This is a genomic window from Novosphingobium aquae (genome assembly GCF_037572715.1).
In the GTDB taxonomy this organism is placed as follows: domain Bacteria; phylum Pseudomonadota; class Alphaproteobacteria; order Sphingomonadales; family Sphingomonadaceae; genus Novosphingobium; species Novosphingobium aquae.
The window spans coordinates 176,423-200,425 of sequence record NZ_JBBHJY010000005.1 but is presented as its reverse complement, the minus strand read 5'-3'; the positions used below and the strand labels follow the sequence as shown (position 1 = coordinate 200,425).

Here is a 24,003-nt window from a genome sequence, read left to right as displayed (position 1 = left end):
CGCTATGTCACGGCGCCCCCGGATCGTAAATAGCTGTTGACGGTCGATTCTCGGTATCTAGGGGAATGCCGCAGGGTCTGGCAGACCCGCCGGAAATGGGGATCGGACGCATACGATGATTGATGGTCGCAAAGTGGCGGTCGTGCTGCCGGCATACAACGCTGCGCTCACGCTGAAGAAAACGTACGACGAAATTCCGTTCGACGTGGTCGACGACGTGATCCTCACCGACGATTGCAGCCGCGACGATACCACCGAGGTGTCGCGCGCGCTGGGCATCCATACGATCGTCCACGTCAACAACCGCGGCTACGGCGGAAACCAGAAGACCTGCTACGCCGCCGCGCTGGAACGCGGGGCGGACATCGTCATCATGCTCCACCCCGATTACCAGTACACCCCGCGTCTGGTCACTGCGATGGCCAGCATGATCGCCTCGGACCAGTTCGATGCCGTGCTGGCCAGCCGCATCCTCGGCACCGGAGCGCTCAAGGGCGGGATGCCGATGTACAAGTATGTCGCCAACCGCGCGCTGACGCTGATCCAGAACCTGCTGATGGGTCAGAAAGTGTCCGAATATCACACCGGCTACCGCGCCTTCAGCCGCAAGGTGCTGGAAACCCTGCCGCTTGAGGCTTGCTCGGACGATTTCGTGTTTGACAACCAGATGCTGGCGCAGGCCACCTGGTTCGATTTCCGCATCGGCGAGATTTCCTGCCCGACCAAATATTTCGAAGAAGCCAGCTCGATCAACTTCAAGCGCAGCTGCATCTACGGTTTCGGCGTGCTGGGCACGGCGCTGTCTTTCCGGCTGGCGAAGCTGGGATTGGCCAAGCCGGCGATCTTCCAGCTCGGCGCGGGGCAATGACGCAGCCTGACCGGCCCAGTCGCCGGCCGGGAAAAGGGACGATCATCGGCGGCGTGCTGCTGGCGATCGCCCTAGCGGCGGCGACGGTCATTTCCTACGTTCCCAAGACCCGCGCCAGCGCGCTGCGGCTGTTGACCGAGCTTAGCGCCTATCCTTCCGAACACTGGTTTGCCTTCGCCGTCGGGCAGGTGCTGATCGCGGCCTGCGGCGTGCTGCCCGCCTCGGTCATGGCGGTGATGGCGGGCGCGGCTTACGGCATGGTCAAGGGGCTGGCGATTTCGGTGGTCTGCACGCTGCTGGGCGGCTGGATCGCCTTCCTGCTGTCGCGCTCGATCCTGCGGCCGTGGATCGAACGGCTGATGGCACGCTCGAAATTCGCCGAGCGGCTGGACGAGGCGCTTGAGGGCGAGGGTTGGCACTTCGTCTTCCTGCTGCGGATTTCGCCGGTCATGCCTTTCGCACTGACCTCCTACGGCTTCGGTCTCACCCGCATCCGCCAGCGCGATTACCTGATCGGCACGCTGGCTTCGTTGCCGGCGATGGCAAGCTATGTCGGGCTGGGCGCGGCGGGCCGGCAGGGCATGGAAATGAGCCTGACGACAGCGTCCCCGATGCAATGGTTCCTGCTGGTTGTCGGCATTCTCGCGTTGCTGTTGGCGGCATGGCGCACCGGGGCCGTGGTGAAGAAGGCGATGAGAAAGTAGGGGGCACCCCATTAGGGATGTTCGCCAGCCTTGGCATCGGAATTCCCCCTGTATTTCCACGAGGCTAGCTGCTCGCAGCTTTATCCGCCAACACTTGTCAGCTTTTTCCTTGCCCTTGCCGCCGGTGACCCGCCATCTAGGAAGTGATGTTCCGCCAATACGAACTTGTTGAACGCGTCAAAGCGTATGATCCCAACGCCGACGAGGCGCTGCTGAACCGCGCCTATGTCTATACCGTACAGAAACACGGTAGCCAGAAGCGCGCCTCGGGCGATCCCTATTTCAGCCATCCGGTTGAAGTTGCCGGCCTGATGACCGAGCTCAAGCTCGATCAGGAAACCATCGTCACCGCCCTGCTCCACGACACGGTGGAGGACACGCTGGCGACCATCGAGGAAATCGAACGCCTGTTCGGTCCCGAAGTCGCGCGGCTGGTTGATGGCGTGACCAAGTTGTCGAAGATCGAGGCGATGGGCGAGAATGAGCGCGCCGCCGAAAACCTGCGCAAGTTCTTCCTGGCGATGAGCGAGGATATCCGCGTCCTGCTGGTCAAACTTGCCGACCGCCTGCACAACATGCGCACGCTGCATTTCATCAAGAGCGCGGAAAAGCGCCTGCGCATCGCGCGAGAGACGATGGATATCTATGCCCCGCTCGCCGAGCGCGTGGGCATGTACGAATATATGCGCGAAATGCAGCTGCTCGCCTTCGAGCAGCTTGAGCCCGAAGCCTACAAGCTGATCACCAACCGTCTTTCGCAGATCCGCTCGAGCGAAGGCGGGCAGGTCGATTCCATTGCGCTGGCGATCAAGCAGGCGCTGGCCGAAGGCGGGGTCAAGGTCGAGGTTTCCGGGCGCGAGAAGCATCCGTTCTCGATCTGGAAGAAAATGGGCGAACGCCACGTTTCTTTCGAACAGATCACCGACATCATGGCCTTCCGTGTGCTGACCGACAGCGAGGACGAATGCTACCGTGCGCTGGGGGTCTTGCACCGGACCTGGCACGTGCTTCCGGGCCGCTTCAAGGATTACATCTCCACCCCCAAGGCCAACGGCTACCGCTCGCTGCACTCATCTCTGATCTATGAAAACTCGATGCGCATGGAAGTGCAGATCCGCACGCATGAGATGCACCGGCTCAATGAATTCGGCCTCGCCGCGCATTGGGCCTACAAGCAGGGCAGCGTTCGTCCCGATGGCCAGGTCGGCTGGCTGCGCGACCTGATCGAAATCGTCGATGCCAGCCATGATGCCGAGGAACTGCTCGAACACACGCGCATGGCGATCTACCAGGACCGCATCTTTGCCTTCACGCCAAAAGGCGCGCTGCACCAGTTACCCAAGGGCGCGACACCGATCGATTTCGCCTATGCCGTGCACACCGATCTCGGCTCGATGGCGGTTGGCGCGAAGATCAACGGGCGGCACATGCCGCTGCGTACCAGCCTCAACAACGGCGACGTGGTGGAGATCATCAAGAGCCGCAAAGCCAGCCCGCAGCTCGGCTGGCTGAGCTTTGTCGTTACCGGCAAGGCGCGCGCGGCCATCCGCCGCGCCGTGCGCATGAAGGAGCGCGAGGAAATCGCCGCGATCGGCCGCAAGCTGTTCGACGAGATCGCTGCGCGCCTGCCCGGCAAGCTGAGCAAGAAGGCGATCAAGGATGCATTCAAGCGGCTGAAGCTGGAAGACGAGGAAGAGATGATGGTGCGGATCGGCACTGCCAAGCTCGACGACCGGCAGGTGATGGAGGCATTGGTCCCGGGAAGCACGGCCAACCTGCCTGAGCTGGAGGACTGGCCCAAGCAGGAACGCGCCATCTCGATCAAGGGGTTGACCGCTGGGATGGGCTTCCATCTCGGCGAATGTTGCCACCCGGTGCCGGGTGACCGCATCGTCGGCCTGCGCCGCAAGGGGCAAGGCGTCGAAGTTCACACGATCGATTGCCTGTCGCTGGCCGACGGGGTCGATGCCGACTGGCTCGACCTGTCATGGGGGGAGACGACGACCGGCGCGATCGGCCGCATCCGCGCCGTCCTGCACAACCGCCCAGGCACGCTGGCCGAAGTCACCGGCATCTTCGCCGGTAACCGCGCCAACATCATCCACTTGCAAATGGCCGGCCGTGACGAACTTTTCGGCACGTACGAAGTCGATCTGGAAGTCACAGACCTCGCCCACCTCGCCCGCATCATCTCGGCCCTGCGCGCCAGTGATGCTGTAGCCGAGGCGGAGCGACTCTGAGCCTTGACGGTCATCACCGTGAAACAAGTTCAGCATGATGTTGTTTTTTATTCGCCCCAGCGCTTGAACGACGGCTTGGGCAAAGGCGCGGTGCGGGCGCGTTCGTAGGCTGCGCCAGCATCCAGCACCGCCTTGTCGGCCCACTGCGCCGCGATGATTGACAGGCCGACCGGCAAGGTCTCCACCGCGCCCATCGGCACCGACAAGTGCGGGTATCCGGCGACCGCAGGCAAGCTGCCCACACCAATGCCGGGGAGCGAGGCACCCCCGGTGATGAGATCAATTGACCATGCCGGGCCTTCGGTGGGGAACACCAGCAGGCTGACCTTGTGTTTGGCCAGCAGCATGTCGATGCCTTCCTTGCCCGCCAGCCGCAGCGAATTTTCGCGCGCCTTTTTGTAGGCGGCCTCGTCAGTCAGCTTGTCGGCGGCTTCGAAGGTGTCCTGCCCGAACCAGCGCAGTTCCTGCGCCGCGTTGACCTTGTTCCACGCGATGACGTCTGCCAGACTGCGCACCGGCGGATTGCCGGGCAGCGATTGCAGCCATGCGGTAAGGTCGTGCTTGAGCTCCCAGCGCAGGACGAGGCTCTCGTCGCGGTACATGGTGCCATCGGGCTCCCAGTCGATATCGACGAGCACGGCACCGGCGCGCTTCATATCGGCCAGCGCGGTTTCGAACAGGGCCATGACGCCGGGATGATTGCCCACCCCGCGCCGCATCACGCCGATGCGGAGGCCCGCTAGGCTGGCGCTGTCGATCCCCTCGGCAAAGTCCTGCGCGTGGAGATCAGCCCGCGCCGTGGCCGGATCGCCGCCATCGACGCCAGCCATCGCGGTGAGAAGCAGCGCGGCGTCCTTCACCGTGCTGGTCATCGGTCCGGCGGTGTCCTGGCTGTGGCTGATCGGCGCGATGAAACGCCGTGAGACGAGCCCGACCGTGGGTTTCAGTCCGACAACGCCGTTGGCGCTGGCCGGGCAAGTGATCGAACCATCCGTTTCGGTGCCGATGGCGGCCCAGGCAAAGCCGGCGGCGACAGCGGCGCCGCTCCCGGCGGATGATCCGCAGGGGCTGCGATCAAGGGCGTGCGGGTTGCGTGTCTGCCCGCCGATGCCAGACCAGCCGGAAGAGGAGCGCGAGCCCCGGATATTCGCCCATTCGGACAGGTTCGTTTTGCCCAGGATCACCACGCCCGCCGCGCGCAGCTTTGCCACCAGCGGGGCATCGCGGCCGGTGACGTTGTCCTTGAGCGCAAGGCTGCCGACCGTGGTGGCCATCCGGTCCGCCGTTTCGATATTGTCCTTTATCAGCACGGTCTTGCCCGCCAGCGGTCCGGGCATAGCCTCTGCCCGGGCGGCATCGCGCAGGGCATCGGGGTTGATCGCGATCACCGCACCCACCCGCGGCCCCTGATCATCGAGCGCATCGATCCGCTGGACGTAGCCGGAAGCGTTTGCTGGGGCCGAGCTAAGGTCGGGCTTCGGGATCGAACCACAGGCCCCCAGGGCAAGAGGAAACAGCAAGGCAAGGCTTCGATTCATCTGTGCGACCCCCCATCTGTTACCAAGCTGCGGCCAAGCGGCCGAACATGCAAGGGCGGATGAATCGGTTTTGAGAGGGTTAATGCCCTTGAACATCGCGGGCGCAGCGCCGACATAGGCGCGTCAATTCATACGCCAAGATTACACCAAGCCTACAAGAGGGACTTCATGATCGACCTGTTCAACCAGCCCGGCGCGCAAGGCAGATTTTCCGTCGATCCGATCACTGGCGCGCTCGTGCCGATGGTTGTGGAGCAAACGAGCCGCGGCGAACGCAGCTTCGACATCTATTCGCGTCTGCTGCGTGAACGCATTGTCTTCATCACCGGCGAGGTGGAAGATCACATGGCTTCGCTGATTGTGGCGCAGCTGCTGTTCCTCGAAAGCGAGAATCCTTCGAAGGATATCTCCATGTACATCAACTCGCCCGGCGGCGTGGTGACGGCGGGTCTCGCGATCCACGATACCATGCAGTACATCCGCCCGCGCGTTTCCACGGTTTGCATCGGCCAGGCCTGCTCGATGGGCTCGTTCCTGCTCGCCGCGGGTGAGCCGGGCATGCGCATCGCGCTGCCGCAGGCGCGCATCATGGTGCACCAGCCTTCGGGCGGCGCGCGCGGCATGGCCAGCGACATCGAAATCCAGGCCCGCGAAATCCTGCGCCTGCGCAAGCGTCTGAACGAGCTCTATTCGAAGTTCACCGGCAAGACGGTCGCGGAAATCGATACCGCGCTCGATCGTGATACCTGGCTCGATGCCGAGGAAGCAAAGACCTTCGGGCTGGTCGACAAGGTCTTCGAAAGCCGGCCGGACAGTGATACGGTTGGCGATGCAACCGGCTCGGGCGGGGCTCCGGAATAAGGTTTGCGGGGTCTTTCCGCGAAAATAAGGCCAACGCCGCCACGGTTTTCAGCCATCTGAAAGCTTCGTGCGTTATAGGGCAGGATTGATTCTGCGGGGGGCGGAGCTAGACTCCGGCGAATCCCCCGCGATAATTCGGACGGGTCGACAGGATATAGAATGACGAAATTGAGCGGATCCGACGCGAAAAGCACTCTCTACTGCAGCTTCTGCGGTAAGTCGCAGCACGAGGTGCGCAAGCTCATTGCCGGGCCGACGGTATTCATCTGCGATGAATGCGTCGAACTGTGCAACGACATCATCCGCGAGGAAACCAAAGCCGGAATCGCTGGCAAGAAGGATGGCGGCGTACCCAGCCCCCGTGACATCTTCGAGACGCTGAACGATTATGTGATCGGCCAGGACCGCGCCAAGCGCGTGCTCTCGGTAGCGGTGCACAACCACTACAAGCGGCTCAAGCACAGCGCCAAGGGCGGCGACGTTGAGCTGTCGAAGTCGAACATCCTGCTCGTCGGGCCGACCGGTTGCGGCAAGACCCTGCTGGCGCAGACGCTCGCCAAGACCTTCGACGTGCCTTTCACCATGGCCGATGCCACCACGCTGACCGAAGCCGGCTACGTGGGTGAAGACGTTGAGAACATCATCCTCAAGCTGCTTCAGGCCAGCGACTACAATGTCGAAAAGGCACAGCACGGCATCGTCTATATCGACGAGATCGACAAGATCAGCCGCAAGGCGGAAAACCCCTCGATCACCCGCGACGTGTCGGGCGAAGGCGTGCAGCAGGCGCTGCTCAAGCTGATGGAAGGCACCACTGCCTCGGTGCCTCCGCAAGGCGGGCGCAAGCATCCGCAGCAGGAATTCCTGCAGGTGGACACCACGAACATCCTGTTCATCTGCGGCGGCGCATTTGCGGGTCTCGACAAGATCATTTCGGACCGCCTGCAGAAGCGCTCGATCGGCTTTGGCGCTCACGTGGCCGATCCGGACAAGCGCAAGGTTGGCGAACTGCTGCAAAAGGCAGAGCCGGAAGATCTCCTCAAGTTCGGCCTGATCCCCGAATTCGTCGGCCGTCTGCCGGTCATCGCCACGCTGGAAGACCTCGATATCGAGGCGCTGGTGAAGATCCTCAAGGAGCCGAAGAACGCGCTGGTCAAGCAGTACGCCAAGCTCTTCGATCTGGAAGACGTGGCGCTGACCTTCACCGACGACGCGCTTGAAGCGATCGCCAACAAGGCCATCGCCCGCAAGACCGGCGCGCGCGGCCTGCGTTCGATTGTCGAGGCTCTGCTGCTCGACACGATGTTCGACATCCCGACCGAGACCGACATTGCCGAAGTCGTGGTCGATGCCGAAGTCGTTGCCGGCCGCAAGGAACCGGTGCGCGTGCTGAAGGGCAAGGAAGAGGCGGCCTGAGCCGCCCCTTCGCTACCTATCCAATAATGTAATCAGTTAGCCGGCGGCGGGGGCGGTGCACCTTCGCCTCCGGGGCCGCCGCGTCCTTCACCGCGGCGGCGGGGCGGGATCGGGTCGCCCTTCTTGAAGCTGCGCATGACCACGCCGTCGCGCTTCATGGTCACTTCCTGAACTTCGGTCGACTTGAGCAGCCACGTGGTGCCTTGCTGAACCCAGGTGTCGTTCGATGAAGTGATGAATTCGCCCTGATGCATCACGCCGTCGCGGCCCTCGCGCTGCATCTTCATGCCGCGCGTCTGCACCACCTTGGCGCTTGGTCCTTCGACCGTCACCGAAACGATGGTGCTGTCGGACTTCATCGCGGGATCGACCGGAATCATCGCCAGCCGGGTGATCATGTCATCGGCGTCCGAGGGCTCGCCCGAAATGTCGACTGACTGGAAATCCTTGGTCAGGAATTTCTTGATCGCCTTGTCGTCGCGCTCGTCCATCGCGACCTTGAGGCCGGCGGCGCGCGCCTCGATATCGCTGCGCGCATCGGCCAGCAGCGGGGCGGAGACCAACAGCATGGTTGCGGTCAAAAGCGCTGAAACCGTCTTCTTCATCGTGGTCCTTCCAAGCGGCTCCGGAAAAGGGTAGCTGCCCCGCCCGGATTTGCCAAACCAATCGCGGCAGCGGAAAGTGCCCCGCCGTGCTTGTGCGCCATGCCGCAACCCGCCTAGCCCGGCGATGAACGCAAGGCAGGGAGCTGGGTAAATGACTGACCGCATCAAGGTATCGCGGGTGATCCACACGATCCATGCGACCACTGACATCGCCAGGTGCCGCGCGCTCTATCAGGATGCGCTTGGCGGGCTTGTCTTTGCCGAGAACTACTTCCCGGCCGAGGACAGGGACGCGGCGCTGCTCTATGTCACCAACCACATGGTCGAACCGATGGCGCCGCGCAATCCGGACGACCTGACCAAGCCTTTCGCGCGGATGGCTGCCAAGATCGGGCAGGCCTTCCATTCGTTCGAGCTCAAGGTGGCTGATGGCAAGGCGGCAAGTCAGGCCTTTCGCGATGCCGGTGCGGTGACCGCCAGCGACTATGGCTTCTTCTTTTTCGTCAAGGCGGAGAGCACCGGCGGCGTCCTGCTCGAAGTATGCGAAGTACCAATGCCCAACGATCCCTATGACCGGCGTGGCTGGGGACCAGAGGTGGGGCAGGGCCATGCCTCGGGCGTGCTGCGGCTTGATCACATCGCCAGCGTGGTGGCCGATGTCGACAAGGCTCTGCACTTCTTCAGGCAGCTTTGCGACGGCGAGGTGATTGAGGATGCGCGGACCGGATGTCCGCAGCCGGGCCGCCGCGTGTTGATCCAGCTTGGCGATACCCGGGTGGCCTTCATCCAGCCGGACGATGCCGAAGCCGGCGCACTTGGCGCGTTCCTAAGCAAGGTGCAGAACGGGATCTACGCGCTTGTCTGGCAGGTCGAGGATGCGGCAAAGGCCAGCGCGTACTTCACGGGGAAATGCAGCCTTCGCGTCACTGCGGAAGGCTGCATCTCATCGGGCTTTGCTATCGATCCGGAAGATTTCCTCGGCGCGAGGCACGAGTTCATTTCCGGCGCGATCTAGCGGACTTAGTCTGAAGATAGAGGGCGCCCTGCCCCCGAAGGGCAGGGGGAGGGGCAGGGCGCGGCGCTGTGTCGGTTATCGCAGCGCCAGGGGATCGATCAGCGCGGAATGAAGACGCCGTTGGTGACGTGGATCACGCCGTTCGATTGAAGCACGTTGGCCTGAGTTACCGTCGCCTTGTTGCCCATGGCGTCGGTGATCACGATGGCCTTGCCCATCATGCGCGCTGTCAGCTTCTGGCCCTGGACAGTGGCAAATTCAGCCTTGCCGCCGCCTGCCTTGATCATCTTGGCCAGGTCGGTCGAAAGCACGCGGCCCGCGACGACATGATAGGTCAGGATCTTGGTCAGGGTGTCCTTGTTCTCAGGCTTGACCAGCGTTTCTACCGTGCCGGCGGGCAGCTTGGCGAAAGCGGCGTTGGTCGGAGCGAACACGGTGAACGGTCCGGGGCTGGACAGCGTTTCGACGAGGCCAGCGGCCTTCACCGCGGCGACCAGCGTGGTGTGGACCTTCGAATTGACGGCGTTCTCGACGATGGTCTTCGTCGGGTACATCGGCGCGCCGCCGACGACGGGGGCCTTTGCGCTGTGGCCCATGTGATGGCCGGCCAGCGCCGGGCCGGAAACTGCGAGCGAAGTCATGCCAAGGGCGACAACGGCGCCAACAATCTTGAGGGAGAGCGACTTGCGATACATCCTGAAATCTCCTGCATTCCGCAAGGCTGGGGGCGCCTTGCATGGGGAGTTACGCAGCCGGTCCGGCTATGGATGCATCAGGTGGGAGAAAATTTTGTTGTGGAGACAATTGGCCCGGCCGGACGGCCTTGCGACCCGCCCAGCGGCTCGCGGGTGAGGGCCAGCGTTGCCCCATCGCGCAGGCGGGCAGCGAGGTCATCAGGCAAGTGCAGTCGGACCGACTTGTCCGGCGCGACGAGGCCGAGTGAGATCGTCTTGCCCTCGGGCGGAACCAGCCACAATTCGTGATCGTGCACCCCGTCGCCTGGCAGGCCGGCAGCATCGACCAGCAGGTCGCGCTGGGCGGGGAGCCATGTCACGCCGAGGCGCGCAGGGGTGGATGGCAGGGTAAAGCTCGCCACCAGCGGCGCTTCGGGGGTCTCGGGCGGGCGCGGGGCGAGGATTGGCGACAGTACCACCAGCGCCAGCGCGCAGGCGGCAATCGCCGATACCGCCGCAGCGCGCTGCCAGGTGCGCAAGCGGCGCTGAAGAACGGCGATCTGCGCACCGCCTTCGGGCCGGGCCGACAGCTCGGCGGCGATGCGGTCCCAAAGCTGTTCGGGCGGCGTTTGCGCGCCGATGGTATCGAGCATCGGGGCGAGCTGCTGCTGCCAGCTTTCAACCTGCCGGGCAAAGTCCGCGTCCGATGCAGCAAGGCCGTGCGCGGCGACCAGCTCTTCGCCGTCCAGCAGGCCGAGCGCCAGTTCGGCGGCAAGATAATCGCGTTCGGTCATGCGTCGAGACACTGCTTGAGGCGGGCGAGACCGCGCCGGACCCATGATTTTACCGTGCCCAGCGGCACGTCCTGCCGGGCGGCGAGATCGGCATAGGTTACGCCGTCGAAAAAGGCCGTGCGGATAACGCCGCGCTGCCGCTCTTCCAGCGTTTCGAGGCAGGTATGGATGCGGGCGTTCTCCTCACCGGCGAGCAGGGCATCCTCGGCCAGCGGGGCAGCGTCGGCAACGTGCTCGGCCGCTTCCAGCGGCGCGCTCGCATCGAGCCGCCGCCGCCGGCGCAGACGGTCGATCGTGCGGTTGCGCGCGAAGACGGCGAGCCAGCTCACCGGGCTCGCACGCGCCGCATCAAAGCGGCCAGCGGCATTCCACAAGTTGACGTAGACGTCCTGCAAGGCGTCCTCCGCTTCACCCCTGTCACCCGAGATACGCAGGCAGATGCCAAAAAGCTTCGCCGAAGTTGCGCGATAGACAAATTCGAGCGCCTTGCGGTCGCCCTTGGCAATGCGTGTAATCGCGTCAGCCAGCTCAATCCGCGTGGTCATGTCCGGCCTCGTGCATGCGGGCAGCATGGCACGGTCCATCGGCGGTTTCCACCTGGAACGTTGCGTGGTCGATGCTGAAATCGTGATCGAGCGCATGAGCGAGCTCATGCAGGAAGGCATCGCCGGGATGGCCGCCGGGCATGATCAGGTGCGCGGTGAGTGCGGTTTCTTTGGTGCTCATCGGCCAGATGTGCAGGTCGTGCACGGCTGTCACGCCCGGTTGGCCGGATAGCAGGGCGCGCACCTTGATGGCATCGATTCCGCGCGGCACGCCAAGCAGACCCATCTTCACCGCCTCGCGCGTCAGGCCCCAGGTTGACCAGCCGATCACCGCGACGATCAGCAGGCCGGTCAGCGTGTCTATCCAGATGTAACCGGTCCACAGGATCAGTAGGCCGGCCACCACCACCGCCGCCGAAACCGCGGCATCGCCCATCATGTGGATGAAGGCTCCGCGCAGGTTGATGTCGTGCTTGCTCCCTTTGACGAACAGCATGGCGGTGAGAGCGTTGATCGCGATGCCGATGGCGGCGACGATCATCATCGTCTGGCCGGCGACCGGTTCGGGGCTGAAGAAGCGGTGGATCGTCTCCGCCCCGATCGCGCCGATGGTCAGCATCAGCAGCGCCGAATTGGCCAGCGCAGCAAGGATCGACGAGCTCTTGTAGCCGTAAGTGAAGCGTTCCGATGCCGGTTTGGCAGACAGGCTATCCGCAGCCCAGGCGATCAACAGGCCGAGGACGTCGGACAGGTTGTGCCCGGCATCGGCCACCAGCGCCATCGATCCCGATAGAAAGCCGTAGCCCGCCTCGACGATGACGAAAGCTGTGTTGAGCGCAATCCCGATGGCAAAGGCGCGGCCGTGAGAGCCATGTCCATGCCCGTGGAGATGCCCGTGCGCATGCCCATGACTCTCCCCGTGATGATGGTGATGCGCGCCCAAAAGTTCCTCGAAATTCCGTTTCAGTCGTAACCGTTGCACAATTGCCGCAGTGCAGCAAGAATCGTTGAGCGCCTATTTGCTGAACGACGGCCAAATCAAGGGAAACATGCTCGGTTAGGTAAAATTATTACCCGAACAGGACTGTGAGGGAAAGGATATTCCAAACGCCACTTCCTGCCTACAAGACTGTCAACAGGCTGTCATCAACGGGGTGTTCAGGTGGCGCGCCGGTGCTTGTATGAGCCTGGCAGAACCGGATTTACCGCTGATTCGCAGCATATTCCGGCACGCATCTTTTGCCAACTTCCTCCTGGGGCAAATCGGGGGGCAACCGGGGTTGAAAAGCCATGCAGTTCAAGTCGTTCCTTGCCGTCACCGCGGCCACCGTTCCTTTCGCTTTCGGCCTCGCCACGCCTGCCTTCGCGCAGTCGACCGGTTCGGTGGACTTCGACAAGGAAATCATCGTCACCGGCACCCGCAGCGGCGTGCAGGAAGTTGGCGGCATTTCCGCACCTGACTCGGCCAAGGCCAAGGCGGTCCTGACGCAGGAAAACATCGCCCGCCAGAACCCCGGCCAGACCATTCTCGACACGATCAACCAGATCCCCAGCGTCTCGTTCCAGAACAACGACGCCTACGGTTCGTCGGGCGGCACGCTGAACATTCGCGGCTTTTCTTCCGACCGCGTCAGCCTCACCTTCGATGGTGTTCCGCTGAACGATTCGGGCAACTATGCGATCTACTCGAACCAGCAGATTGATCCCGAACTGATCGAGCAGGTCAACGTCAACCTTGGCACCACCGACGTCGACAGCCCGACCGCTTCGGCGGCCGGAGGCACGGTGAACTATCGCACCAAGAAGCCCGACCGTGATTTCGGCGCCATGCTCTCCGGCTCGGCCGGCGAGTATGATTTCATGCGCATCTTCGGCAAGATCGAAACCGGCGACCTCACCCCCGGCGGCATCCGCGCCTGGGTTTCGGCATCGATGGCACGCAACGATAACCCGTTCAACAATGTCGGCAAGACCGACAAGCAGCAGTACAACGCCAAGCTGTACATCCCGCTGGCGGGTGACGATTTTGTCTCGATCGCGGGCCACTACAACCAGAACCGCAACATCTTCTTCGGTTCGCTGCCGCTTCGCCTTGACACCACCCGTACGGCAACCGTCAACGGCGTAGCCAACGTAGTTGTCCCGCGCATCGTCGGCTCGCTCGCGCAGAACCGCTATCCGGCCAACGCGTCTGAGCGTGAATATCTGATCAACTACCCCTGCTCGATGGCTGTCGGGACCAATGGCGTGGCAGATAACCCTGCCGCTTCGCGCAAGCCGGATGGTTCGGTTGACACCAATGGCGACTATGGCAGCTGCGGCACCGAATTCGATCGCCGCTTCAACCCGTCGAACACCGGCAACATCCGCGTCAGCTCGCGCTTCAGTCTGGCCGACAACATCGTCCTGACCGTCGATCCGAGCTTCCAGTACGTCAAGGCCAACGGTGGCGGCACCACTACCGCTCGTGAAGGCTTCCGCGACATTAATCCTACTTCGGCCACGACCAATGCCACCGGCTACCTTGGTGGTTCACCTTACTTCGGCCGCGACATCAATGGCGACGGGGATACTCTCGATTCGGTTACCGTGCTTGCGCCTAGCCAGACTCAGACCAAGCGCTATGGCGTAATTGCAGGCCTCCGGTACGACATCAACGATGCGCACACCCTGCGCATTGCCTACACTTGGGATCGTGCCCGCCACCGCCAGACCGGTGAAGTTGGTCTGCTGCTCCAGAACGGCAACCCGGTCGATGTGTTCCCGGTCAATGCGGGTGAGGCAGACGCAACCGGCGCTATCCTGCAGAAGCGCGACCGTCTCTCGTTCGCCATCCTGCATCAGGTTTCGGGCGAATACCGCGGCGAGTTCATGGACAACCGCCTTGTCGTCACGCTTGGTGCGCGTATGCCGTTCTTCAAGCGTGACTTGACGAACAACTGCTTCACCAGCTCGGCCAGCGGTTTCGTCGAATGCTTCAGCACCAACTCCGCGCTGGCCACCTCGGCGCAGACCCTGAACCCCTATTCGGCAACGACCAACGCGACCACCGGCGCTATCAGCGTTACCGGTTGGGCAACGCCGCAGCGCCGCGTTTATAACTACAAGAAGCTGCTCCCCAGCGCCGGTTTCGTGTTCAACGCGACCGACAATGTCAGCGTCTTCGGTAACTTCAGCCAGGGCCTCTCTGTCCCGGGCACCGACAACCTGTACAACGCGTTCTACTTCCCACTTGGCACCAGCAACGCGCAGCCCAAGCCGGAAACGACCGACAACTTTGACCTTGGCGTGCGTTATCGCTCGGGTTCGGTCCAGGCGCAGATCACTGGCTATTACAACCAGTTCCACAACCGTACGGCTTCGGCCTACGATCCGGAAATCAACCAGACCGTCTATCGTAACCTTGGTGACGTGAAGAAGTACGGCCTTGAAGGTTCGTTCGCATGGCAGCCGATCGATGCGATCACGCTCTATGCCTTCGGTTCGGTGATGAAGTCGGAGATCAAGGAAGATCTGGCGATCGGTGAAAACCGCGATGGCACCCCGATCTACGCGCTGACCGCGGGCAAGCGTGAAGCTGGTGCACCCAAGTACTCCTTCGGCTTTACCGCACGCGGCACCGTCGGCCCGGTCGAGCTCGGCGTGACCGCCAAGCGCACGGGTGAACGCTACATCTACGATACCAACGAAGCGACCTTCACCGGTTCGTTCGTTCCGAACGGTGCCAAGGCCTGCACCACGGCAGCAACGCCGGTCTGCACCATCCCGGTGGCGCCGGCTGCACCGACCCAGGTCTACACCGCCACGGCAGCTGCCTATTGGCTGGTCAACCTCGATGCCCGCGTGAACCTGTCGTTCATTGGCCTCAACGAGAAGTCCTATTTCCAGATGAACGTCTACAATCTGTTCGACCAGTTCTATGTCGGCGGTTTCGGCGGCAACCTGGTACAGAACCCCTCGTTCAACCAGACCACGGGCATCGCTTCCTACGGTAACCCCGGCTTCGTCCAGATCGGCGCACCGCGCACGGTCAGCGGCACGCTGGTCTTCGCGTTCTGATAAGCGCGAACGTCAACAAAAACGGGAAGGGGCGCTTCGGCGCCCCTTCTTTTTTGTCTGGCCGGTGCGTGCCGCTCTCAGGCCGCGACCCAGAGTGGAAACTCCGCCACTTTGTCCTTCGTCGCCAGCAATGCCCGGATCCGCAGCGCGGGTTGCAGGGCGGAGAGTATCGCCGGATCGGCCGCATCCATCCCGCCGGTGAAGGCGCCAAAGGCGGGCAGCACAAGCCGGTTCTCACTGGCAACGGCGCAGGGCCGGACGATATTGCGCCCGCGCACGGAAAGCCGCAGGCGCGGGTGGAAATGGCCTGACAGTTCCGGCGCGGTTTCTCCCGTGCGGGCATGGTGGCGCAGGATCACGCCGCCAGTCTGTATCTCGCGGACCAGCGTTCCGCCTTGTCCGGGCCTCAGTCCTTCATCGTGGTTGCCGGTGATCCATGCCCAGTCGGTCGCCCGGGTGAGCGCGGCGAGCATTCCGGCGGCATGCGGTTCCAGCCGCTGCGCTCCGGCATTGTCGTGGAACGAATCGCCGAGGCAGAATACGCGCCGCGCGCCGCTTTGTCTTACGGCGAGCGCCACGCGTTCGAGCGTTTCGCGGCTGTCGTAAGGCGGGATCATCTGACCGAAGCGCGCGAAGAAGCTGCCCTTCTCCAGATGCAAGTCCGCAACCAGCAAGGCATTTTCGCGCGGCCAGAACAACGCGCCGCTGGGCAGCAGCCGCCATTCCTCACCAGCGAACGAAAAGGGAACCATGGCTTTCCCTTGCCCCAGCCGCCATCCCTTGGCAAGGGCAGGGCATGACTGACTGGACCCCCATGACTGCCCGCGCCTCGGCCTGGTTCGAGGACCTGCGCAACCAGATTTGCGCCGAATTCGAAGCCATCGAACGCGAGGCTGGCTCCGACGCCGCCTTCCAGTACGATCCGTGGAAGCGCAGCGAAGTGGACGGCGAAGTCGGCGGCGACACGGGAGGCGGCACGCGCGGCCTCATGAAGGGTAAGGTGTTCGAGAAGGTCGGTGTCAATATCTCGACCGTTGCGGGCGACCTGCAAAAGGACTTTGCCGGGACGATCAACGGCGCTTCAGCCGAACAGAACGCCTTTTCCGCCACGGGCATCAGTCTCGTCGCCCACATGGCGAACCCCCACGTGCCGGCGGTGCACATGAACACTCGGTTCCTCACCACAACCAAGGCGTGGTTCGGCGGAGGCGCAGACCTCAATCCGCCGCTTCCTTATGAGGACGACACTGAAGAGTTCCACGCCGAATTCCGCGCCGCCTGCATGAAGCACAATCCGACTTACTACGAACGCTACAAGAAGTGGGCGGACGACTATTTCTACATCCCGCATCGGCAGGTGCACCGCGGCGTCGGCGGGATCTTCTACGATCACCTCGAATGCGACGATGAAGCCGCTTGGGAGCGCAATTTCGCTTTCACGCAGGATGTCGGGCGGGCGTTCCTCGCCGTGTTCCCGCGCCTTGTGCGCCGCCGCATGGGGATGGAATTCACCCCCGCCGACAAGCGCCAGCAGCTCGCTTGGCGCGGGCGTTATGCCGAATTCAACCTCGTCTACGATCGCGGCACGCTGTTCGGGCTCAAGACCGGTGGCAATATTGATGCCATCCTGATGAGCCTGCCCCCCGAAGCGGTCTGGGAATAGGCGCGGCCCGGCGCAGTTCGGGCTGATCAGCCCCGCGTCGCGATCAACGACTTGGTCAGTCCGGCAAAGCGCTAACGCCGGAATTCCGCGTCGGTACACAGTTCGCGCAATTGCCGCCCGGTCACCAGCCGCGTGTTCTCGACGATTTGGCGGGCGAGCCGGCGATCGGTGATCCGGTCCGCAGTGGCAAAGCTGAAGCGCGTCAGCAGTTCGGTGCGCACGGCTTCTGGCATCCCCCCGGCAATTAAATTGTTCCGACCAATTGTATCGCAATGCAGCAAAGGTATGTTCAGAAATGTATCCTAACCGCCACGTCGGCGAATTGACGGCGTAGCTTGATTTGCACCGACAAACTGGACGAAGTTGCTCTGGTGAACCTGTCTGGACCTCGCCTGCCGTCGCTCGACGCCCTGCTGCGCCTGCCCGAAATGGCGGATGCGGTAGCCTTGCACGGCCATGGCGCGGCTGTCTTGGCGCTTAGGACCGTGCTGGACGACTGCCGCGCCGCCGCCGAACTGCCGTCGCCGGTGGATCTTGCGGCGCGTGCATCGGCGCGGCTTGCGGACCTGGCCCGGCCCCGGCTGCGGCGCGTGTTCAACCTGACCGGGACAGTGCTGCACACCAATCTTGGCCGCGCGGTGCTGTCTGACGCAGCGATTGCTGCGGCAACAATGGCCATGCGCGATCCCTGCGCGCTTGAATTCGACCTCGACAGCGGCGGACGCGGAGACCGCGATTCTCTGGTCGAGGGCTTGCTCTGCGAACAGACAGGTGCCGAGGCGGCAACGGTGGTGAACAACAATGCAGGGGCCGTCCTGCTGGTCCTCGCCGCCCTTGCCGCGCGGCGCGAAGTGGTGGTCAGCCGGGGCGAATTGGTAGAGATCGGCGGCGCCTTCCGCGTGCCCGACGTGATGCGCGCGGCAAACGTGAAACTGGTCGAAGTCGGCACGACCAACCGTACCCATTCGCGCGATTACGAGGCGACCATCGGCCCGCGCACGGCGGCGCTGATGAAGGTCCACGCCAGCAATTACCGGATCACCGGCTTTACCGCCGACGTACCGCGCGCCGAAGCAGCGCGAATCGCACACGACGCCGGGCTGCCGTTGATCGAGGACCTCGGCGCCGGCAGCTTGATCGACATGACAGTGTTCGACCTGCCGCCGGAACCTGTCGTGCGCGATTGCATTGCGGCCGGTGTCGACGTGGTCACCTTCAGCGGCGACAAGTTGCTCGGTGGTCCGCAGGCCGGCTTGATCGTCGGCCGCAAGGATCTGATCACGAAGATCCGCAAGCACCCATTGAAGCGCGCCCTGCGCGTATCAAAGATGACGTTGGCCGCTCTCGAGGCAACGCTGATCGCCTATCGAAGGCCCGACCTGCTGCCGCGTGACCTGCCGACGCTGCGCCACCTGACCCGGCCCATCGCTGAACTGGAAGCTATGGCCAGGCGGCTTGTTCCCCTGATTGGCGAGCGGCTCGGAAGCGCGTGGACCGCCAGCGTCGCAGCCAGCGCGGCGCAAGTGGGCAGCGGATCGCTACCCGATGCGGCGATCCCCTCTTGCGCGGTGGCATTGAGGTCAGTGAAGAATTCGGGCAGGGCGCTCGCCGCGCTCGCCGCCCGGTTGCGCGCCTTGCCGGTGCCTGTGATTGGCCGGATTCACGACAACGCGCTGCTGCTCGATCTGCGCTGCCTTGACGATGAAGCCGGCTTCGCAGCCCAGCTGGAACACTTGTAATGGCCGAAGAACCGCGCCTGACCTCGCTCAGCCATGGTGGCGGCTGCGGGTGCAAGATCGCGCCGGGCCTGCTCGAGGAAATGCTCAAGGGCACGGCAGGCCTGCCGGTACCGCCCGAACTGCTCGTCGGCATTGAAACCAGCGACGACGCGGCCATCTACCAGTTGTCGGACGACATTGCCGTGGTCGCCACCACCGACTTTTTCATGCCGATCGTCGATGATCCCTACGACTTTGGCCGCATCGCCGCGACCAATGCGATCAGTGATGTCTATGCCATGGGCGCGCGGCCGATCATGGCGCTGGCGCTGGTGGGAATGCCGGTGGGGGTGCTCAGCCCGGCAACCATCGGCCGCATCCTCGAAGGCGGAGCGGCGGCGGCGGGGGCAGCAGGAATTCCGATTGCCGGCGGGCATTCGATCGATTCTGTCGAGGCGATCTACGGACTGGTGGCGCTGGGGGTGATTCATCCGGATCGCATCCGCACCAATAGCGGCGCGCAGGCGGGTGATGTGCTCGTTCTCGGCAAGCCGCTGGGCGTTGGCGTGCTGTCAGCCGCGCTCAAGAAAGGCGCGCTGGACCAGCGCGGCTATGCGTCGATGATTGCAGCGACGACCCAGCTGAACACGCCGGGGCCTGATCTGGCGGCGATTGAGGGCGTCCATGCCATGACCGATGTGACGGGCTTCGGCCTTGCCGGCCATGCGATTGAGATGGCGCGCGGATCGGGCTGTGCAATCCGGCTCGACTGGCCCGCTGTGCCGCTGCTGCCGGGGGTGCGCGATCTGGCAGTGGCAGGGTTCGTCACGGGAGCCTCAGCGCGCAATTGGGATGGGTACGGGGCGCAAGTGAGCCTTGCAGGGCTAAGCGCCCAAGATCAGACCCTGCTGACCGATCCGCAGACCAGCGGCGGACTGCTGGTGTCCTGCGCGCCGGACGCACTCGGTGCCGTCATGGACTGTTTCACCCGCCATGGCTTCCTGTCTGCGGCAGTTATCGGACGTGTGGAAACGGCAGGCACTGCGCCGCTCCTGGCGGTTTTGGCCTAGGAGGCAGGCTTGCGCCAAGGCGGTGCCATGCCGACCACGGCTTGCCAGGCTCCGCGCATTCGCCGAATTTCGCCGCTGCGCCGGGTCACGCCGATGCGGTCGAAAAATTCGAGCAGCTGGATGATGAAATTGCGCCCGATGCCGCTGACGTCACGAAACTGGGCAGCGGTAAAGCCCGCGCCGCTACCTGCATCCAGCTCGGCGGCCAGCGCGACCAGTGCGGCGACATGATCTCGCAGCATGAACTTGCCATCCGTCACTTGCCACAAGTCGCCGTTCGTCCGGCGGCGCTGGAGCATGGCCTGAACCGCCGGTTCGCCCAAACGGTGGTCACGCGCGAGTTCGGCGGCGGTGATGGTAACCAAGGCGCGCTCCTCGGCAAGTCCGATGGCACGGCGCCAGAAGGCATTCTCTGCCTCGCTGAAGCGCGCTGAGTGGCCGGGCAGCCGTAGCAGCGCACCTGCGGTCTCGATCCGGCCCTGGGCGGAGAGATCGCCGAGCAGTCCGGCGAACAGGTCGGATGAAACCGGCTCCTCCAGCACCGCGCGGGCGGCGCTCAGAGGTAGTCCGCTCTCATCGGGATGGCGCGCGTGATGGTCTGCGAGCGCTGCGATCAAGCGATCACCCAGCGCCGCGTGACGCGCGGACGAAACGACAATCGCCCGCGACTTGCCGGCGAGCACATGGCCCTCCAGCAGCGCGGTCATCGTACTGGGGGTGAGGTTGCAGGCCTGCGCAAACCAACGCGCGTCCGGTTCAATCCCCGGCGCTGAGGCGAGTGCTGCCAGCTTGTCGGCAGGATTGGCAAGCGCCAGCGCCGCCGCGCGCCCCTCGCGTTCGGACACTGATCGCCGGTGGTTTGTCGCAAGCGGATCCAGCACCACCCCGCCGCCCAACAATTCGCGGCCAGAGGAATCGCGCAGGACAAACCGGTCACCCGAAGCCGCCTGTGTGGGCGCGTCGAGCACAAGCACGACGCTGCCCGCAACCCCCGGGTCCAGGCCCTTCTGCCGGGGCATCTGTACCCGCGCAACCAAGTCCGCCGTGCCGATGTGCAGGTGCACACGGCTGTCATGCCGCAGTGGCGCAGCGCGGTCGGCGAGGATCGTCACCCGCGCCTCGATGCGGCTTGTCGGGGCGTGAGCCACCGGGGCCACCAGCCAGTCGCCGCGGTGGATTTCGCCGATCTCAACGCCGACAAGGTTGATTGCACAGCGCTCGCCTGCGCCGATGGACTCCACCTTTCGGTCGCCGCTCTGCATACCGCGCAGACGTACCTCGCGGCCCATGGGAGACAGTAACAGCGCCTCGCCAGTCGCGGCCTGGCCGGCCAGCACTGTCCCCGTCACGACGGTCCCGGTGCCGGTGACCGAGAAGGCGCGGTCGATGGACAGGCGGAAATTCTGCTCGGGTTTGGCGCCTTTGGTTTCGCGTGCTTGACGCAGGGTCGCGCCGAGTTGCCTAATTCCGCTCCCCGTTAGCGAGGAGACCTCGAAGGTTGGTGATCTCTCCAGCGTGGTCCCGGCGAGCAATTCGGCCATGTCATGCGCAACTTCAGCCGGGCGTCCGGCATCCACCGCGTCTACCTTAGTCACGACAACCAGTCCGGAGTTCACCCCCAGCAAGTCGAGGATCCGCACATGTTCGCGCGTTTGCGGCATCACGCCGTCGTCAGCCGCGACGATCACCATGGCAAAACCCACGCCGCTCAACCCGGCGATCATGGTGCGCACAAAGCGTTCGTGCCCCGGAACATCGACAAAACCGATCATGGGTCCATCGTCGGGCCGCCAATAGGCAAAGCCCAGGTCGATCGAAATACCGCGTGCCTTTTCTTCGGGCAGGCGGTCAGTTTCAACCCCGGTCAGCGCCCTGATCAGCGAAGTCTTCCCGTGATCGACATGGCCGGCGGTGGCGACAAGCATGGGCCGGTCCTAGCACTTGTCGACGGGCCGATGCTAGCGCTTCGCGCGGTAGACGCCGCCACGCCCGCCGCCTAGGAAGGTGACGGAAGAGAAATTCCCCCGGTGGGGTGCGCGGACTTCAAATCCGTTGGGAGGCGCCCGGCGTCTCCGGCAGGTTCGACTCCTGCCTCTTCCGCCAGATGCTGCGCGCCACTGTGCCCTGGTATCCATCTTGAACCTGAATTTGTTCGGGAATTAGGACGGCGTGCGCGTGCGTATCCGTGCGTGTCCAACCCAGACAATCTCAGGCAGTAGGGTCAGGATTGGGGTCGGCAGCTGCAAGCTGCTCGCGTACATGGTGCTCGCCGGCGCAGTACGCTGCCCAAGCCATCATAAGCTCCTGCCGCTTATCGAAGGCATTGCCGCGCCGGTACGCACGCTCGGTCGCGCTTCCAACGATGTGGGCCAGGGCCATTTCGGCTACGTCGCTCTGGAACAGAGTCGCCTCACCGACCCAGTCGCGGAATGACGAGCGCAAGCCATGGATCGTGTAATGCGACATCTTCGTGCGCCGCAGACACATTTCCATCGCCATATTAGAGAGCGGCTTGCTCTCGGTCTGGCCTGGGAAGACGAATTCGTCGGTGGTCTTAAGGTCTTCGAGCAGAGCCATGACCGCCGGTAACACCGGAACCCGATGCTCGCGGCCTGCCTTCATGCGCTCCGCCGGAATGACCCAAGTCTTGGCATCGAGAACGAACTCCGACCATTTCGCCCGTAGCACTTCGGACGTGCGCGCTGCGGTCAGGATGGTCAGCTCGAGGCCCGCGCTGACAATGCCAGGAGCTGGCGAAGCTTGATCATGAAGTCAGGAACCTGGGCAAAAGGCATCGTGGCTTGGTGGTTCTGCTCATCTTTCTTCCTGCGGGGCAGGAGCAGGGCGCGGTTACCGCGCCGCGCATCGGGGTTTTCGCCGCTGCGCAGCCCGCGGGCCTTGGCGGCGTCGAGCACGCACTCGATTCGGCCGCGCACCCCATCCAGCCGTCTCGGCCTTGGTGAACCAGATTGGCTGGATGATCGCGAGGACGTCATCGACGGTAATCTGGTCAACAGGCGTATCGGCACCGTGCGGTGGCCACGGTCGGTCCGCTCATTTGTCACATAGTGCGATCGAGCTGTGCCTGACGCTGAAGGCGCTGTTCAACTTGCCGCTGCGCCAGGCGACGGGATTGGTGGCGAGCTTGCTCAAGTTGACTGATCTGGATTGGGCTGTGCCCGACTATACGACGTTGTGCCGGCGCCACAAGACGTTGCCAGTGATGCTTGGCAGGCGCCCCAGTTCGGGTGGGTTGCATATGCTGGTCGATAGCACCGGCATCAAAGTGATGGGCGAAGGTGAGTGGAAAACCCAAAAGCATGGGGCCTCATATCGTCGCCAGTGGCGCAAGGTGCATATCGGGATCGACGCGGAAACGTTGGTCATTCTGGCCATCGAAGTCACTACCAACGCAACTGGAGATGCTCCTGTCCTCCCCGATCTACTGGCGCAGATCCCACCAGGTGAGCCGATCAGCAGCGTCGGTGGGATGGTGCCTACGACGCCAAAAATGCCATGCTGCAAATGCGACGCGCTGGGCCGATGCGATCATGCCTGTTCGTCGCAATGGGCGGCCATGGAAGGAAGATCCCTGCCCGGCAGCTCGAAATCAAGCGCTGCGGGCGATCAAACTGCTCGGCCGCATGATCTGGAAGAAGTGGAGTGGATATCATCGCCGCAGCCTGGCCGAGACGAAAATGCACTGCATCAAACTGCTCAGCGGCCGCGTCATGGCCCGCACGTTTGATCGTCAGAATACCGAGCTCAAAGTCCGTGCTGCAATACTCAACCGCTTCTCACAAATCGGCACACAAAATACCATTCGTGTCGCATAGTAACATCAAATAACACCCGATTTAAGCCGCCCGGGAGTTATGCAACAAAGCCCCTCAGCAATGATCATGCCGGCGACCACAAGATAGCGGACTGGCGGTGATCTATCGCCACCTTGGCAATAATGCGAAGATCGGTGTCGGCTTCTCGGTTTCCGACTTCTCTGACGAACTGACGAACCAGAGTTATACCATCAACCGGGTCTTCGTGAACCTTTTGGGCAAATTCTCACCGAGTTCAAGAATCATTGTCGGGCGCGTGCCGCACGCCTCAAACCGGCGCGCATCCATTAGAGCCGCGCGGCAATACGGATTAGCCCCGAGGCCGGTTGCCATCTGTGCAGCACAAGAAGGCGGCTGATTCCGCTTGCCATCTGCCTGCTCGCTCGTCGCACGACAT

22 protein-coding genes, 1 tRNA gene and 1 pseudogene are annotated in these 24,003 nt (G+C 63.3%); 13 read left to right on the top strand and 11 right to left on the bottom strand.

All coding sequences use genetic code 11. The annotated features are described in order from the left end of the window. Nucleotides 1–115 precede the first annotated feature (115 nt). The 3 genes from WG900_RS11505 to WG900_RS11495 all read left to right on the top strand — a co-directional run bounded on the left by WG900_RS11505 (nucleotide 116) and on the right by WG900_RS11495 (nucleotide 3,812). Nucleotides 116–868, top strand: coding sequence for a glycosyltransferase family 2 protein (locus WG900_RS11505; protein ID WP_339967246.1), 753 nt, complete (start codon nucleotides 116–118; stop codon nucleotides 866–868). Then, nucleotides 865–1,572 carry a TVP38/TMEM64 family protein gene (locus WG900_RS11500; protein ID WP_339967244.1) on the top strand — a complete coding sequence of 236 codons (708 nt, stop codon included), beginning with the start codon at nucleotides 865–867 and terminating at the stop codon, nucleotides 1,570–1,572. Before WG900_RS11505 ends, WG900_RS11500 begins: the two co-directional genes overlap by 4 nt. Nucleotides 1,573–1,718: 146 nt before the next feature. Then, nucleotides 1,719–3,812, top strand: coding sequence for a RelA/SpoT family protein (locus WG900_RS11495; protein WP_339967242.1), 2,094 nt, complete (start codon nucleotides 1,719–1,721; stop codon nucleotides 3,810–3,812). A gap of 47 nt (nucleotides 3,813–3,859) precedes the next feature. Here WG900_RS11495 and WG900_RS11490 read toward each other — a convergent pair whose 3' ends face one another. After that, nucleotides 3,860–5,350 carry an amidase gene (locus WG900_RS11490; RefSeq protein ID WP_339967240.1) on the bottom strand — a complete coding sequence of 497 codons (1,491 nt, stop codon included), beginning with the start codon at nucleotides 5,348–5,350 and terminating at the stop codon, nucleotides 3,860–3,862. Nucleotides 5,351–5,518: 168 nt separating this feature from the next. On the opposite strand from WG900_RS11490, the gene WG900_RS11485 reads away from it, so the two are divergent. After that, nucleotides 5,519–6,211: an ATP-dependent Clp protease proteolytic subunit gene (locus tag WG900_RS11485; protein WP_339967238.1), complete on the top strand. Its 693-nt coding sequence runs from the start codon at nucleotides 5,519–5,521 to the stop codon at nucleotides 6,209–6,211. A 159-nt stretch (nucleotides 6,212–6,370) separates the two neighbouring features. Next, entirely contained in the window at nucleotides 6,371–7,627 is a 1,257-nt protein-coding gene (gene clpX / locus WG900_RS11480) for an ATP-dependent Clp protease ATP-binding subunit ClpX (protein WP_339967236.1), read from the top strand. A gap of 32 nt (nucleotides 7,628–7,659) precedes the next feature. Here clpX and WG900_RS11475 read toward each other — a convergent pair whose 3' ends face one another. Further along, nucleotides 7,660–8,232, bottom strand: a complete 573-nt coding sequence (locus tag WG900_RS11475) for a nuclear transport factor 2 family protein (protein ID WP_339967233.1) — start codon at nucleotides 8,230–8,232, stop codon at nucleotides 7,660–7,662. Nucleotides 8,233–8,383: 151 nt separating this feature from the next. Here WG900_RS11475 and WG900_RS11470 point away from each other — a divergent pair, with 151 nt between their 5' ends. After that, nucleotides 8,384–9,247: a VOC family protein gene (locus WG900_RS11470; protein WP_339967231.1), complete on the top strand. Its 864-nt coding sequence runs from the start codon at nucleotides 8,384–8,386 to the stop codon at nucleotides 9,245–9,247. A 98-nt stretch (nucleotides 9,248–9,345) separates the two neighbouring features. On the opposite strand, the gene WG900_RS11465 is transcribed toward WG900_RS11470, so the two are convergent. The 4 genes from WG900_RS11465 to WG900_RS11450 form a co-directional block, all read right to left on the bottom strand. Beyond that, nucleotides 9,346–9,942 carry a fasciclin domain-containing protein gene (locus tag WG900_RS11465; RefSeq protein ID WP_417597656.1) on the bottom strand — a complete coding sequence of 199 codons (597 nt, stop codon included), beginning with the start codon at nucleotides 9,940–9,942 and terminating at the stop codon, nucleotides 9,346–9,348. Nucleotides 9,943–10,019: 77 nt separating this feature from the next. Beyond that, the gene (locus WG900_RS11460) at nucleotides 10,020–10,715 is read right to left on the bottom strand and encodes an anti-sigma factor (protein ID WP_339967229.1); all 696 of its coding nucleotides are present in this window, start codon (nucleotides 10,713–10,715) and stop codon (nucleotides 10,020–10,022) included. Next, nucleotides 10,712–11,260 (bottom strand): sigma-70 family RNA polymerase sigma factor, encoded by a 549-nt coding sequence (locus WG900_RS11455; RefSeq protein ID WP_339967227.1) that lies wholly within the window; start codon nucleotides 11,258–11,260, stop codon nucleotides 10,712–10,714. The genes WG900_RS11460 and WG900_RS11455 overlap by 4 nt, the downstream gene beginning before the upstream one ends. Then, the gene (locus WG900_RS11450) at nucleotides 11,244–12,203 is read right to left on the bottom strand and encodes a cation diffusion facilitator family transporter (protein WP_339967224.1); all 960 of its coding nucleotides are present in this window, start codon (nucleotides 12,201–12,203) and stop codon (nucleotides 11,244–11,246) included. The genes WG900_RS11455 and WG900_RS11450 overlap by 17 nt, the downstream gene beginning before the upstream one ends. 347 nt (nucleotides 12,204–12,550) lie before the next feature. Here WG900_RS11450 and WG900_RS11445 point away from each other — a divergent pair, with 347 nt between their 5' ends. Continuing rightward, entirely contained in the window at nucleotides 12,551–15,319 is a 2,769-nt protein-coding gene (locus tag WG900_RS11445) for a TonB-dependent receptor (protein WP_339967223.1), read from the top strand. 77 nt (nucleotides 15,320–15,396) lie between these two features. Here WG900_RS11445 and pdeM read toward each other — a convergent pair whose 3' ends face one another. Continuing rightward, complete coding sequence (gene pdeM, locus WG900_RS11440) at nucleotides 15,397–16,071, bottom strand: ligase-associated DNA damage response endonuclease PdeM (protein ID WP_339967221.1); 675 nt, start codon at nucleotides 16,069–16,071, stop codon at nucleotides 15,397–15,399. 44 nt (nucleotides 16,072–16,115) lie between these two features. On the opposite strand from pdeM, the gene hemF reads away from it, so the two are divergent. Then, the gene (hemF, locus tag WG900_RS11435) at nucleotides 16,116–16,982 is read left to right on the top strand and encodes an oxygen-dependent coproporphyrinogen oxidase (RefSeq protein WP_339967220.1); all 867 of its coding nucleotides are present in this window, start codon (nucleotides 16,116–16,118) and stop codon (nucleotides 16,980–16,982) included. Between the two features lie 71 nt (nucleotides 16,983–17,053). Here the strand turns inward: hemF and WG900_RS11430 are convergent, their stop codons facing one another. Next, nucleotides 17,054–17,215: a hypothetical protein gene (locus WG900_RS11430; protein ID WP_339967219.1), complete on the bottom strand. Its 162-nt coding sequence runs from the start codon at nucleotides 17,213–17,215 to the stop codon at nucleotides 17,054–17,056. A gap of 138 nt (nucleotides 17,216–17,353) precedes the next feature. Here WG900_RS11430 and selA point away from each other — a divergent pair, with 138 nt between their 5' ends. Continuing rightward, a complete protein-coding gene (gene selA / locus WG900_RS11425) occupies nucleotides 17,354–18,721 on the top strand; it encodes an L-seryl-tRNA(Sec) selenium transferase (RefSeq protein ID WP_339967217.1) in 1,368 nt (455 codons plus the stop codon). Continuing rightward, nucleotides 18,721–19,770: a selenide, water dikinase SelD gene (gene selD / locus WG900_RS11420; protein ID WP_339967215.1), complete on the top strand. Its 1,050-nt coding sequence runs from the start codon at nucleotides 18,721–18,723 to the stop codon at nucleotides 19,768–19,770. Before selA ends, selD begins: the two co-directional genes overlap by 1 nt. Here selD and selB read toward each other — a convergent pair. Beyond that, entirely contained in the window at nucleotides 19,767–21,695 is a 1,929-nt protein-coding gene (gene selB / locus WG900_RS11415; RefSeq protein ID WP_339967213.1) for a selenocysteine-specific translation elongation factor, read from the bottom strand. The two genes, selD and selB, sit on opposite strands and share 4 nt — an antisense overlap. 84 nt (nucleotides 21,696–21,779) lie before the next feature. Here selB and WG900_RS11410 point away from each other — a divergent pair. Continuing rightward, nucleotides 21,780–21,873: transfer RNA gene (locus WG900_RS11410), tRNA-Sec, on the top strand. A gap of 105 nt (nucleotides 21,874–21,978) precedes the next feature. On the opposite strand, the gene WG900_RS11405 is transcribed toward WG900_RS11410, so the two are convergent. Together WG900_RS11405 and WG900_RS11400 are read right to left on the bottom strand one after the other, a co-directional pair. Continuing rightward, nucleotides 21,979–22,458 carry a tyrosine-type recombinase/integrase gene (locus tag WG900_RS11405; protein ID WP_339967211.1) on the bottom strand — a complete coding sequence of 160 codons (480 nt, stop codon included), beginning with the start codon at nucleotides 22,456–22,458 and terminating at the stop codon, nucleotides 21,979–21,981. Nucleotides 22,459–22,487: 29 nt separating this feature from the next. Further along, nucleotides 22,488–22,685 (bottom strand): hypothetical protein, encoded by a 198-nt coding sequence (locus WG900_RS11400; protein WP_339967209.1) that lies wholly within the window; start codon nucleotides 22,683–22,685, stop codon nucleotides 22,488–22,490. A 62-nt stretch (nucleotides 22,686–22,747) separates the two neighbouring features. Here WG900_RS11400 and WG900_RS11395 point away from each other — a divergent pair. Both WG900_RS11395 and WG900_RS11390 read left to right on the top strand, forming a co-directional pair. Further along, nucleotides 22,748–23,606 (top strand): annotated as a pseudogene (locus WG900_RS11395) (IS5 family transposase). A 97-nt stretch (nucleotides 23,607–23,703) separates the two neighbouring features. Next, nucleotides 23,704–23,964: a hypothetical protein gene (locus tag WG900_RS11390; protein WP_339967208.1), complete on the top strand. Its 261-nt coding sequence runs from the start codon at nucleotides 23,704–23,706 to the stop codon at nucleotides 23,962–23,964. Nucleotides 23,965–24,003: the final 39 nt, after the last annotated feature.